Source organism: Sulfitobacter sp. W027 (genome assembly GCF_025143985.1).
Classification (GTDB): domain Bacteria; phylum Pseudomonadota; class Alphaproteobacteria; order Rhodobacterales; family Rhodobacteraceae; genus Sulfitobacter.
In genome coordinates this window covers 125,853-138,432 of sequence record NZ_CP083565.1, presented here as the reverse complement: position 1 = coordinate 138,432, position 12,580 = coordinate 125,853, and the positions used below count along the sequence as shown (strand labels likewise).

9 protein-coding genes and 3 pseudogenes are annotated in these 12,580 nt (G+C 55.7%); 5 read left to right on the top strand and 7 right to left on the bottom strand.

All coding sequences use genetic code 11. The annotated features are described in order from the left end of the window. Positions 1-25: 25 nt before the first annotated feature. Positions 26-649: a GNAT family N-acetyltransferase gene (locus K3759_RS17260; RefSeq protein WP_259985752.1), complete on the top strand. Its 624-nt coding sequence runs from the start codon at positions 26-28 to the stop codon at positions 647-649. A gap of 475 nt (positions 650-1,124) precedes the next feature. On the opposite strand, the gene K3759_RS17255 is transcribed toward K3759_RS17260, so the two are convergent. Next, positions 1,125-1,367, bottom strand: a complete 243-nt coding sequence (locus tag K3759_RS17255; protein WP_259985750.1) for a hypothetical protein — start codon at positions 1,365-1,367, stop codon at positions 1,125-1,127. A gap of 310 nt (positions 1,368-1,677) precedes the next feature. Here K3759_RS17255 and K3759_RS17250 point away from each other — a divergent pair, with 310 nt between their 5' ends. Together K3759_RS17250 and K3759_RS17245 are read left to right on the top strand one after the other, a co-directional pair. After that, a complete protein-coding gene (locus K3759_RS17250) occupies positions 1,678-4,143 on the top strand; it encodes an NAD-dependent epimerase/dehydratase family protein (RefSeq protein ID WP_259985748.1) in 2,466 nt (821 codons plus the stop codon). Between the two features lie 400 nt (positions 4,144-4,543). Then, the gene (locus tag K3759_RS17245; protein ID WP_259985746.1) at positions 4,544-5,845 is read left to right on the top strand and encodes an MFS transporter; all 1,302 of its coding nucleotides are present in this window, start codon (positions 4,544-4,546) and stop codon (positions 5,843-5,845) included. A gap of 248 nt (positions 5,846-6,093) precedes the next feature. Here K3759_RS17245 and K3759_RS20305 read toward each other — a convergent pair. From K3759_RS20305 to K3759_RS17225, 5 genes and pseudogenes are all read right to left on the bottom strand, one after another. Then, positions 6,094-6,336: pseudogene (locus K3759_RS20305) on the bottom strand (PAS domain-containing protein); the annotation flags it as partial. Between the two features lie 180 nt (positions 6,337-6,516). After that, positions 6,517-6,675 (bottom strand): YqaE/Pmp3 family membrane protein, encoded by a 159-nt coding sequence (locus K3759_RS17235; protein WP_259985743.1) that lies wholly within the window; start codon positions 6,673-6,675, stop codon positions 6,517-6,519. A gap of 82 nt (positions 6,676-6,757) precedes the next feature. Continuing rightward, complete coding sequence (locus tag K3759_RS17230; protein WP_259985742.1) at positions 6,758-6,955, bottom strand: hypothetical protein; 198 nt, start codon at positions 6,953-6,955, stop codon at positions 6,758-6,760. After that, positions 6,942-7,244, bottom strand: a complete 303-nt coding sequence (locus K3759_RS20300; RefSeq protein ID WP_409202524.1) for a GAF domain-containing protein — start codon at positions 7,242-7,244, stop codon at positions 6,942-6,944. Before K3759_RS20300 ends, K3759_RS17230 begins: the two co-directional genes overlap by 14 nt. A gap of 239 nt (positions 7,245-7,483) precedes the next feature. Further along, positions 7,484-9,475, bottom strand: a complete 1,992-nt coding sequence (locus K3759_RS17225) for an MASE1 domain-containing protein (protein ID WP_259985741.1) — start codon at positions 9,473-9,475, stop codon at positions 7,484-7,486. A gap of 355 nt (positions 9,476-9,830) precedes the next feature. Here K3759_RS17225 and K3759_RS17220 point away from each other — a divergent pair. Both K3759_RS17220 and K3759_RS17215 read left to right on the top strand, forming a co-directional pair. Continuing rightward, positions 9,831-11,182: pseudogene (locus tag K3759_RS17220) on the top strand (IS3 family transposase). 219 nt (positions 11,183-11,401) lie between these two features. Continuing rightward, positions 11,402-11,737, top strand: a pseudogene (locus K3759_RS17215) (LysR family transcriptional regulator); the annotation flags it as partial. 63 nt (positions 11,738-11,800) lie between these two features. On the opposite strand, the gene K3759_RS17210 reads toward K3759_RS17215, so the two are convergent. Then, complete coding sequence (locus K3759_RS17210; protein WP_259985740.1) at positions 11,801-12,553, bottom strand: SDR family oxidoreductase; 753 nt, start codon at positions 12,551-12,553, stop codon at positions 11,801-11,803. Positions 12,554-12,580 lie beyond the last annotated feature (27 nt).

Sequence of the window (12,580 nt, the reverse complement as noted above, 5' to 3'; positions counted from 1 at the left end):
TTGAACCGCACTTGGATTTCTGAGTATGGCTGGAAAGCAGAGCAGCAGGTGCCCCACCGAGCAAACGACTTTGAAGGCCGCGGATTTCCTTCAAGCTGAGAACGATCGGCTGATCCATGAGTTGCGCGCGTTCGTCTCAGTGGCACTGCAGCACGGCTTGCAGGACTATTGTGAAACCAGACACCCTGCGCTCACGGCCGAAATCAGATCATCCCAAGATAAATCGCAAGTTGGAGCACGGAAGAAATATGCAGACGTTCTTGCACGGATAAGCCAAGTTCCAAGACTTCGCGGAGAGACCGGTCATACCGGAGACCGCACCTACTACCGCAATGCGCAAGACAATGTCGCCTATATCGAACATGCATTTAGGAACAGACGGTTCTTTCTGGGCGGTATATGGGTCGCTCCGAACCACCGTGGCCAGGGGATTGCACACCAGATCCTGCGTGTACTTGTAAAAGCCGCAGATGCCGCGGATCTGAGTGTCGAGCTTGTCCACGAGCCGTTCGGCAACGAAGGCCTGCGGATGAACGACCTGGAAGCTTTCTATAATCGACATGGTTTTACCCGACAGCGAACCTCTGATGGTGGAATGGTTCGCTTTCCCCGATCCTCACTTGATCTCTATCGAGGCGAGCCTGGCTGATGGCAAACAAACAACATTAGCGCACGTTTGGGCTGAACATCTGATGACAAGCCTCCGTTTGGGACGAGCGCAAACCAATTTTGACCGCTCCAAAAATATGACTGCACTCTGGTTCGGTACTCTGGTTCGGTAGTTTGACCTTTCAAATTACATCAATCGCGGTTTCCTCAATAGTCTGGGAAGTTAACCACCGACGCCCCCACCTCACCAGACCGCAATAGGCAGTTCCCGGAAAATCCTGACAGGTTGCGGGCGAGAGAATTGCAGTGAACGGCGGATCACGACTCTCGGGGAAGTATACCATTGGCGGACTGGCTGGGATTGATTGGCTCGCTGCCTTCCGTTCAAATGGGGGCACCGCCACTACAACACGGCCAAGCCAATAGGATTTTGGGTTACCTATCGAGAGCCACGTCCGATAGGCCAATGTATACCTGTGCCCTAACATTCAAGCCGGACCAAGTGATCAATTATTTCACGCGAAGGGATTCTGACGGAGTTCGAGAAGCAATTCATTGGCTAAGCGGAAAATGTCCTGCTTGTCCTCTTCGCCACTCGGGCGCTTGGCGTCGACCAAAAGGGCTTCAACTCGCCTCTGAACGTCCAGAAGCTTTTGTTCCTCAGCTTCTGAAGTTTTTGATCGCCCGAGTTCAGCCCTCCGCTCAATCAATGCTTCTTCGAGCTCATGTATCTTTTCATCAAACTCATCCTGTTTCACATCGAACCCCTTTTCTGATCGTACGAATAAGGTAAGCGTGAACTCTTTATCTTCAACAAAGCAAATTGCGCATTAGAGCTCACGACATTCTGTGACCTTTGCCTGTATCGTTCAGCGCATTCTCAAATCGCGCAGATTTCTTAGCACCCAATTGCATCCTACAGGGCGGGCACTAGGTGGTCACTTTGATAAGGTGATTATGGGCTTATAGTGGCTCTCAGCTCAGATTATGAGCAGGATCCGAAAACCAATCGGTGAACAAAATTGGCTACAAGCCGTTGGTCCGTAAAGAGGATGCGGGGAGAATGCTATGTCCCAGGATAAGCCTGTTGTGGTAATCACCGGTGCGGCAGGGAATATCGGCAGCGGTTTGTGCAAGGCACTGTCGCAAAGTTATCATGTTATCGGACTCGACCGGCCTGGAAACGCCAAGGACCGAGATGATATGATCGCCTTTGACCTCACCGACAGCGCGTCGGTGGAGCGCGCGATCTTGGAATTGGAGCAGAAAGCGGGCGGGCGCGTTGCCTCGGTTATCCATCTGGCGGCCTATTTCGACTTCAGCGGCGAGGAGCGCCCGCAATACAAGGCAGTAAACGAAGACGGCACGCGCAATCTGCTTCGCGCCTTACGAAAGCTTGAGGTTGAGCAGTTCATTTATTCAGGCACGATGTTGGTGCATGCTGCTGGCCGTCCTGGCACCCGACTCACAGAGGAAACACCACTTGCCCCCTCCTGGACCTATCCGCAGTCCAAGGCCCGTACCGAAGAGATCATCGCCGAAGAGGCGGGAGATATGTCTACGGTCTTTCTGCACCTCGCCGGGCTATATGGCGATGAAACAGCGGTGCCGACCCTCAGCCATCAAATTGCGCGGATCTATGAGCGCAACGTCAAAAGCCATGTCTTTGCGGGGAACACCAACGCGGGGCAGGCCTTTATTCATGTCGATGACATGTTACGGCTGTTCACGCGCACCGTGGACCGCCGCGCTGATATCCCCTCGGGTCAAGTGATCCTTGCTGGCGAACCCGATACGTTGAGTTACGGCGTCCTGCAGGATCGTATCGGCGCGTTGATCCATGGAGAAGAAACCTGGCAAACCCTGGTGGTGCCGGGACCAGTCGCCAAACTCGGAGCCGCCCTGGAAACGGGGTCGGAACCGGTGGTGCCCGACGCCCTGGATCAGGGTGAAAAGCCCTTCATCCGGCCCTTTATGATCGACATGGCCTCGGATCACTTCGCGCTGGATATTTCACTGGCCCGCGATCTGCTGGATTGGTCACCGCAGGAACGCATCAATGATAAACTGCCGACGCTTATTTCGGCGCTGAAGCGCGATCCCTTGGGCTGGTACCGCATCAATGGGATTACCCCGCCGCCGTGGCTGGAAGCTGCAGATGGTAGGCTCGAGAATCCGGAAACCGTGCGCGAGGCTCATGAGAGGGATTACCGAGCAGAGCATCGGGCTCACCTGTGGACCGGCTGGGCCAACGCGGGACTGGGGCTGTGGCTACTCACTTCGCCGCCCTTGTTGGGGCATGTGGGAACCTGGCTCGGCCTGTCAGACCTGGTTGCGGGCATATTGCTGACCGTGCTGGGGCTCTTGTCCCTCTCCTGGCGTCTGCCTTGGGCGCGGTCCGCAGCGGCGGGGCTGGGGTGCTGGATACTCTTTGCGCCACTGGTTTTCTGGAGTGACAGTGCTGCGGCCTACCTGAACAATACGGCTGTCGGAATGCTCGCGGTCGCCTTTGCCTTGGGCTTTCCCCCGGTGCCCGGCGTTTCTCCGGTTGCCGCGCAGACCGGCCCAACCATACCCAAAGGCTGGGATTATTCGCCCTCCGATTGGTTCCAGCGATTGCCCGTCATCATGCTCGCGGTGGTCGGGCTGTTAATCTCCCGCTATCTGACCGGCTATCAGCTTGGCAGCATCGAACATGTCTGGGAGCCGTTTTTTCCCGGCAGCACCGTTGCGAAGAACGGGACCGAAGAGATTATCACCTCCTCCGTTTCCAAGGCCTGGCCGGTCCCCGACGCTGGGATCGGCGCGCTAACCTATGCGCTGGAGATCTTGGTGGGGGCGATGGGGTCGGCGCGGCGATGGCGGACCATGCCTTGGCTGGTGGTGCTCTTTGGCGTGATGATCGTGCCGCTTGGCGCCATCTCCATCTTCTTTATCGTGATCCAGCCGATCGTCATCGGCACCTATTCCACGCTGGCGCTGATCGCTGCGGCTGCAATGGTCTGGCAGATCCCCTATTCGCTGGATGAACTGGTCGCGACCTATCAATTCCTGCAACGCCGCCATCTGGCAGGGCAACCGTGGCTCAGAGTGTTCTTTAACGGGGATACCGACAAAGGGCCGGACGAGGCCCCAATTGACAACTTCGAACGCGGTCCACGGATCATCCTAAGCGAAATGGTGTCGGGCGGCATGACCTTTCCCTGGACATTGCTGGCTTCCATGGCCGTGGGGCTGCTATTGATGCTGTCGCCTTGGCTCATCCCTTGGGGTAGCGGTGCGGCCGCTACGAACCATATCATCGGAGCGCTGGTCATCACCTTTTCTGTCGCAGCCTTGGCGCCGGTCGGCCGGATGGTCCGGTTTCTGAACCTGATACTGGGAGTTGTCCTGCTGTTCGCCCCCTTTGTCGCGGGCGCTAATTGGGGGCCCACTGGGTTTTCGTTGCTTTGCGGTGCTGCGCTCATCGGCCTCAGCATCCCCCGTGGGACGGTCCTTAGCAGCTACGGTAGTTGGGATCGCTATATTCGCTAGCTACAAGCATGGCCCGTCCACCGGTCGAAGGCGCTTTGAAGATGTTGTTCGGTGGCTGATTTCATTTAACTGGCAAGTCGGCGTGCAGAGTGGGGCTGTCCAGTACCGAGACTACTGTCCACACCTCGATAACGCGACCACCGTACATCTCGGCCACCAATCAGGATGGAACATTGGAGTTTAGACGGAACAAGGTGGGTAAAGCCCCCCGCCATCGACGCTTAGGCGTATATTCCACCGAGGCTCGCTCGACTGATGCAAACGGCAGAGTGCGCCTGATAACGGGTCTATTGTGCCGCGCCAAAAAATGGGCCGTGGGCATGACCCCTTGCAGAAGCCAACACGCTATGAGCAGTTTGGCCCAACGCCGCCGATTTCTCCAGATCGTGAGACAAATGTAATGACGATAGCAGCTCGCTCAGGAACCTATCTCACTGTGCTGACAGTGTTGGGCATGACGCATCTGCTCAACGATTTGATGCAATCCCTAATCCCGGCAGCCTATCCTATTCTGAGAGAGATCTATCAACTCGACTTCGTGCAGATCGGCATGATCACCTTGACGTTTCAGGTGGCTGGTGCCCTTTTGCAGCCAGTCATCGGGATGATTACCGACAGGTACCCCGCACCATATTCGCCGGTGGTGGGCATGATGTTCACCATGTCGGGGATGGTCTGCCTTGCTTATGCACCAAGCTATGCGATGATCCTTGTTTCCGTCGCTCTGATCGGTATCGGTTCGTCGATCTTCCACCCCGAGGCCACGCGGATGGCACGCTATGCCGCCGGGGGGCGGCAGGGGCTCGCGCAAGGCATGTTCCAAGTGGGCGGCCAAGCGGGAGGTGCGCTTGGGCCGGTGTTTGCCGCGCTGATCATCGTACCATGGGGGCAACCAAGCTTGGCATGGTTTGCGGTAGTCGCCTTGCTCGCAATGGTGCTCTTGGGGTGGATCGGCAGCAAGCAGCGCCAGATCAGTACCGAGTTCGCAGCGATGCGGGCACGCGCCAGTAAGGGCATTCCGGCTCCCAGCCATGCGCCGTTCACCATCGGTCTCGGACGGGTGGTTCTGACACTGCTGATGTTTGTAAAGAACACCTATAGCGAGAGTTTCCGGTCGTTCTATACCTTCTATCTCATCGAGCGGTTTGATCTGTCTATTCCCGCTTCGCAGTTGATGCTGTTCGTTTTTCTAATTGCAGCCGCCGTGGGTGTCTTAATCGGCGGTATCATGGGTGACCGTATCGGGCGCTACAGGATCATCTGGTTCTCGATGCTAGGACCCCTGCCGCTGACGCTGATCCTGCCTTATGCGGGTCTGTTCTGGACAGGCGTTCTAACGATCCTGATCAGTCTAATCATGGCCAGCGCCTTTGCCTCGATCCTGATATACGCGATGGATCTTCTCCCAGACCGAATTGGCTTGATCGGCGGGCTGTTCTATGGGTTGAACTTCGGCCTCGGGGGCATCGCTGCCGCAACTGCAAGTGCCACACCCCGCGTCAGCCCCACCTCCGTAAAAACCTCGCGGCGCAAGAATTTGCAGTCATCAATCAGGTTTTCGAGCGCCTCCAACCCGCCTGACTGCCAAGCCCGGCCCGGAAGCCCTTGCCCCGGTTTGAACTGGAGGCGGGAGGTGACCTCTACAACTGGCCGATACCGTTCATCGCGCAGGCACCAAATCCCCGAAGGCTCCAAGATCTGAGCGCTGCCTTCGCCCCGTACAACATAGAGATGCCCCGCATCCATGCTGGCAATATCGCATACCTCGTCGAGACAGAACTGGATGAAGTCATCAAGGGGCACATCTTCGATCAGCTTTTGGCCCACATTCATGACAGCCGTCGCTTCCCGCGCGCGCAGCTCTTGTTCGCGATGCGCCGCTTCCTCAACAGATCGATCGCGCACAAAAGCGTAGAAACTATGCTGCTGGTCGGAGTGGTTGATCGCGAAGATCGACAACTCGACCGGAAACTCGACGCCTGTCCGGTGCAGGGCCGTAATTTTGATACGCCTCTCAAGAACGGGGCCTTCGCCTGTGCGGTTGTAATGCTCAAGACCGCGCGCGTGGTGTTCACGATGTTGAGCCGGCACAATCAACTCACCTAAGACCGCGCCCAAGGCCTCCTCCTTGGACCAACCAAAGAGCTCTTCGGCCGCGCCATTCCAAGCCGTTACGCGCCCCTCTGAGCCCATGCCTATGACGGCATCCAGCGCCCGATTCAGTAGAAGCTCTAGATTCTCCATACGTGCATATTTTTCCCTCTATCAGTATCTTAGGCAAGAACTGTAGATCAGTCGAGAGAGCTGCCAAATGCCGCTTGGCATGACCCTCTGCTCATCTCACTCGTAAAAAGCTGGAGAGGACAAAAAAGGCTATCTTTTGATAATGATATAAAGCGCATGGATGATGCCCGGGAGATACCCAAAAAGCGTCAACAGGATGTTGATCCAAAAATGCTTCCCCAGCCCTTCTTGCAGGAAAACGCCAAGCGGCGGCAGCAAGATCGCAATGATAACCCGAATGATGTCCATGGTTTTGCCTCGGTTTCCCAAGCTCCCTTGTGGTGTTAGATGGATGATATACCTCGTCAAAGCAGCCGCTTCAGTCTCCGTCTCATTCCGATGCCTCGCGCGCTTCTTCGATCATTTCTGCAGCTTCTTCTCGATCTTCATGGTCTGCTTTTGGCGCGTCTTGTTCCGCCTCGGCCGATGGCTCGTATTGAAGCTCCGCAAAGACCGGGAAGTGATCGGAGCCAACATTAGGAAGACGGCGCAGTTCTACCAGTGTGAAGGAGGTATCATGTCCAGGCACGCGGAGTGAAACTTATACAGGAGAGAGCTCCCAATATGCGGTCATCCCGCGTATTGCGTATAGGCACCGAGATACAACTCACAACGCCACTCTGTTTAACCGCAAGAGTTTGGTTGAGTATTAGATTTTCGCCTGCATCAGAAACAGCCCAAAGCTGCTTGCGGGTCACAACATGCTCAGCGATATCACGGGCCATTTGAGAGACTCGTGTATCGCCCGAATAATCAATGGCACCTTCCTCGGAACTTACCTGATGCACCCCATTCGTGGGATCAAACCAAGAGATCATTGCTAAAGGGGTATTTAACGCCCGCCGAGCCACGCGGGCGGATCTTTCGAGGCTATCCTCTACAGGTTCCGGACTTACTTTGTTGATTAAAGGAAAAGCCATATGTGAACACCCACTCCGGAGATTGATGAGACTCTTCGCTTATAGAGTATTTGCTCTGCGCCCAACCTCAATCTTGATAGAAAAGAGCACTTATACTTGCGATGGTCCTCAATTACCTGATTGCAGTTAGACTCGCTTTAGTCATCGCGAAGCGTCGACAACTGGCAGCTCACTTTCCAGACCAATCCGGTCGGGACGTAGGTGAGCTCGACATCTGCTGAGAGCGATGAGGCCGTCAGCTTGTCGATCACAGTCGTTCCGAACCCATGGGAGGTCGGCGCTGATACAGCGGGGCCACCCTGTTCGCGCCAGGACATAGAAAAATTGCCTTCCTCAACCGACCAGCCGATGACGACGCGGCCCACATCGTTGCTCAGACTTCCATATTTGGCAGCATTTGTGGCCAGCTCATGGATTGCCATGCCGATCGCCTGCGCTGCGTGCGCGCTAACTTTGACCGGGGGGCCCACCACGGTCACCCGCTCCCTGATTGCTTCAAAATGCTCAAGCTGGCCCCGCACCAATGCGTCCAACTCAATCTGCTGCCATCCGTTGTTCACTAGGATATCTTGGTTGGCCGCAAGAGCCTGTAATCGCTCGCCAAATGCCTCGATGAAGTTCTCTGGGGATCGCAGAGCTGTTTGTCGCGCGATCACCTTGACGACAGAAAGCAAGTTTTTGCCGCGATGGTTCACCTCACGCATCAGCATTTGGCGGTTTTCGTCCAATTCTTTCCGGTCCGTAATGTCTTGGATGATTTTGATAAGATAGGAGATTTCCCCCTTAGCGTCGCGCACGCAGCTCACCGTGGTGTGGCCCCATACCAAACTTCCGTCTTTGCAAAGATAGCGCTTTTCCAGATCGTACTCATCCGCTGCGCCGGATTTAAGCGCCTCAAGTGCGGTCCTTCCTCGAGGGACATCATCAGGATGCGTGAAGTCATCAAGCAAGCGGCCCTCCACCTCCTCTGCGCTGTAGCCAAGCATTTCTGCCAAACGGTCATTGACGCGCATCAAAGCGCCTTCCCCACTCACAATGCTGATGCCGACACCCGCGTTCTTGAACGTGGCCTCAAAGCGCTTCTGAGACATCTCAATGTCTTTTGTTCGCTCTTTAACCCGCGATTCCAGTTCCGCGTTGATCTGAGCCAAGTCTATCAACGCCTGTTTTTGCTGGCGCACAATTGCAGCGACAATCAATCCAATGGAAGCCGCGGTCAGGATCAGGAACTGCATCCTGTTGTGCATAAGGGCGATGCTCAAAGCAGGGCTATCGGTGGCACCGAGAATATGTCCATGCGCACCGATCACGAATGTTAATCCCACCACGGCAAGAGCGGCCCCGCGAAACTCAAATCGCAATGCGGCCCAGAGAACCGGCAGCGGCAACAAGTATGTATAATAAGACCCTGTTGCCAAATCCCACGCGGTGATGCCCACCAGCAGACCTGCAATAACAAAGCCTTCAAGCAGCGCGCGCCCTTGGAGCCTCATGCCATCACGCCAGGCATTTACAACTGTGATAGTGATAGGGGTGGCAATCAAAGTGCCTGTGGCATCCCCCAACCACCAAAGCGGCCAGGTGTCTGCAAAGGAGCTTTTGCCTTCTGATGCAACAAAGGCACTGCCAATGGTCGCGCTGATCATAGGGGTTAACAGCACGCCAATGACCAGCAGCCCCAGGACCTGGGACAGCGTCGTCAACCGCCGGATGGGGGCGTCAAATAGCGGGGCGAGAATGTAGCCCGCCACAAATATCGCAGCCGCGTTAGCGACCATATACCCAAGGGCGGCGGTGACGGTGCTGTTGTACCACAGGAAGTTTCCAGTGATCTCTCCGAAGATCCCAAGCGCAATCCACCACGGCCAAGTTTCTCTGCGGTGCATCAGCAATGCCGCGAGGATCACGCCGTTGGGCGGCCAGACAGTAACGGGGGCGCCGGGCACAATCGCCATCCACCGGCCAAAGGCGGCGGCCAACAAATAAATCGCAAGAAACGCCAGCAAGGTGGAGACGCTCGGGAAGACCGTCTCCTTTGTGGATGCCTTATCGGCGCTCTGCGCCAGGCTGGCATTCGAGGTCGTCAAGGTCCCTGACGACGGCGGTCGGGCAAAGAAAATTCCCTTCACATACTCCCCCTCTGACCAGGCTTTTGAACGATACTTTCATATTCTTGCATGTTTGCAAAAATGTTTTTGGGACCCGGGAGCTCTATCTCCTAACCGTGATGCCGTAGCCCTATTCTTACCCAGTATGGTTTTGTCTGCCTTGGGACGAGCACCAGAACCCTGGTGCCACCAAACTTCAAGGTTCACACAGAAACGCCATCAGGTTTTGTACAGCATGCAGGATCCGAATAACTTCAATGTGGTTCCCGTCTAACTAATAAATCACCAGATTGTCTGACGTCAGCACCTGTGGGACAGATTTGATGATTTGAACAACGGAGGGTTTCTGGTTCATCGTAGCCTTTAAGGAGCGAAGATGAACAAGAAGCCCGGAACATCGAAAGATGCAGCTGACAAGCTGGTCAAAAACATCCGCCGCAAGACCTGCCAGACCTACTCGGCGGAGGAGAAGATCCGCATTGTTTTGGCCGGATTGCGCGGGGAGGAAAGCATCTCTGCGTTATGTCGCCGCGAGGGTATCTCTGACAGCCTGTATTATACTTGGTCGAAGGAATTCCTTGAGGCTGGAAAGCGTCGCCTTTCCGGCGATACAGCGCGTCAGGCGACATCGCCTGAGGTGAAGGATCTGTGATCCGAGGCCATGGCTCTGAAGGAATGCGTGGCTGACCTAACCCTTGAGAACCGTCTGCTCAAAAAAAGCATGACAGGGGCTGGGGAGTTCGAGGAATGAGGTATCCAGCAACCGAGAAGTTGGAGATCATTCGCACAGTTGAAGGGTCGCATCTGCCAACCAAGAAGACCCTTGATATGCTGGGCATCCCGCGCACCACATTTTACCGATGGTATGACCGATATGTCGAAGGTGGCTTTGATGCCCTGGCAGATCGTTCGCCACGTCCAAAGTCGGTCTGGAACCGCATCCCTGATATCCGCCGTGACGATCTGATCGAGTTTGCGTTGGAGCATGAGGCACTGACCACACGCGAGCTGGCCGTTAAATATACCGATGAGAAGCGATATTTTGTCTCAGAATCATCGGTTTACCGCATCCTGAAAGCCGCTGATCTGATTACTGCGCCGGACTACGTGGTGATCAAGGCCGCCGATGAGTTCACGGACAAGACCACCGCCATCAACCAGATGTGGCAGACTGACTTTACCTACTTCAAGATCATTGGCTGGGGCTGGTATTACCTGTCCACCATCCTCGACGACTACAGCCGCTACATCATCGCCTGGAAGCTCTGCACGAACATGCGGGCCGAGGATGTGACCAGCACGATCGAGCTGGCGCTTCAGGCATCGGGCTGCGACCAAGCCGTGGTCCGACACAAACCCCGTCTGCTCAGCGACAACGGCTCCTGCTATATCTCTGGCGATCTGGCCAAATGGCTGACCGATCAGAAAATGGACCACGTTCGCGGGGCGCCATTCCACCCACAAACCCAGGGCAAAATCGAACGCTGGCACCAGACCATGAAGAACCGTGTTCTGCTGGAGAATTACTACCTGCCCGGTGATCTCGAGCAACAGATCGGGGCCTTCGTCGACTACTACAACAACCAGCGCTACCACGAGAGCCTGAACAACGTCACACCCGCCGACGTCTACTTTGGACGGGACAAAGCCATTCTGAAAGAAAGGGAGAAGATCAAGAAACTGACGATCCGACAGCGCCGCTTGCAACATCAAAAACAAGCCGCATAATCAATCACGCAACCGAACCAGAGCCTCCAATGTTCAAGCCGCTCTGATGTCCCATTTTATATGACGACTGACAACGTCTGCCATCGTATAGGAATTCAGGATCCAGATTTCGTACTGCAAGGTAGTTGGCTAGAAGCGGGATGACGACAACGGCAGCATCGGGCGGGAGCAGGTCGCTTTCGGCTACAACCATGTAAATACCATTGTATTGCGCGCGCAGCCGCGCATTCGCTTAATATTTCTCAAAGCGCAGCTACCGAAGCGATCAAATATCTCGAAGCCGATCGAGGCGTTTCACTTTTCGATCTACACTCACGCGCGCTTCGCATCACGCATCGCGGTCATCAGTTCTTGCAGTACACAACAACGATCCTCGCTGAAGTCTCTGGCGCTCGACGGACGTTCGAGGATGAAGAGCAAACCGCGAAAGGCACATTGCATCTTGGGCTAACCTCCGTTGTGGCGGGCTATGTGATATCGGACCTTCTGGCGAAGTGCCGGCGCGCCAATCCGAAGATTGAGGAATCCAGCGAATACCTTGAAGACCTTCTCATCGACAGCTCTAGCAGCCTGAATTTCCCGGATAGAAACCGCCCGCCGGCAATTTTTGACTGGTATTTACCATTTCAGATGCTCGCCACCATCGGTGCAGATCAGTTGCCCGGTGACCGCAGGGGCATCAATAAAATAGCCCAATGCTGCGGTGATATCCTCAAGGTTTACCCCCCGTTCCAACACTGTGTCCCGACGCTCTTGGGCAAAGACTTCTTCAGACTGATGTTGCCCTTGCAAGGTTGGTCCAGGACCTATGCCGTTCACCCGGATTGCCGGCGCCAGCGCTTGGGCCGTCGTGCGTGTCATGGCCCAAAGACCCATTTTGGCAATGGTATAACTCATGAACTCTGGCGTCAGGCTGTGCACGCGTTGGTCAATCATATTGACAATCAGCCCAGTGGCACGCGGCTCGCCACGTTCATCTGGAGTGGCCGGCAGCTCCTGCCCCGCCATGGCCTGCGTCAGCACAAAAGGCGCGCGCAGGTTGCTGCCAATATGGCGCTCCCAGCTTTCAGAGGTGGCCGTGTAGATGTCATCCGCCTCGAATATCGAGGCATTGTTGACCAAACAGGTGATCGGACCTCCGAGCGCCGCCGCCGCCCGAGGCAGCAGGGTCTGCGTCTCAGCCTCGTCGAGCAGGTTGGCTTGCAATAGAGAGGCACGCCGCCCCTGCGCTATGATGTCAGCGGCTGTTTCTTCTGCCGCTGACCGCGAGGTGGCGTAATGCACGGCCACATCAAACCCTCGCCCCGCAAGGTAAATCGCCATAGCGCGCCCAAGGCGCTTTCCGGCGCCGGTCACCAATGCTCGGCGCATGACGCCTCTCCTCAGATCCTAATCACA

Coding starts and splice junctions, on each gene's coding strand:
- K3759_RS17260 (WP_259985752.1), top strand. CDS start 26: ATGGCTGGAAAGCAGAGCAGCAGGTGCCCCACCGAGCAAACGACTTTG.
- K3759_RS17250 (WP_259985748.1), top strand. CDS start 1,678: ATGTCCCAGGATAAGCCTGTTGTGGTAATCACCGGTGCGGCAGGGAAT.
- K3759_RS17245 (WP_259985746.1), top strand. CDS start 4,544: ATGACGATAGCAGCTCGCTCAGGAACCTATCTCACTGTGCTGACAGTG.
- K3759_RS17235 (WP_259985743.1), bottom strand. CDS start 6,675: ATGGACATCATTCGGGTTATCATTGCGATCTTGCTGCCGCCGCTTGGC.
- K3759_RS20300 (WP_409202524.1), bottom strand. CDS start 7,244: ATGATCTCTTGGTTTGATCCCACGAATGGGGTGCATCAGGTAAGTTCC.
- K3759_RS17210 (WP_259985740.1), bottom strand. CDS start 12,553: ATGCGCCGAGCATTGGTGACCGGCGCCGGAAAGCGCCTTGGGCGCGCT.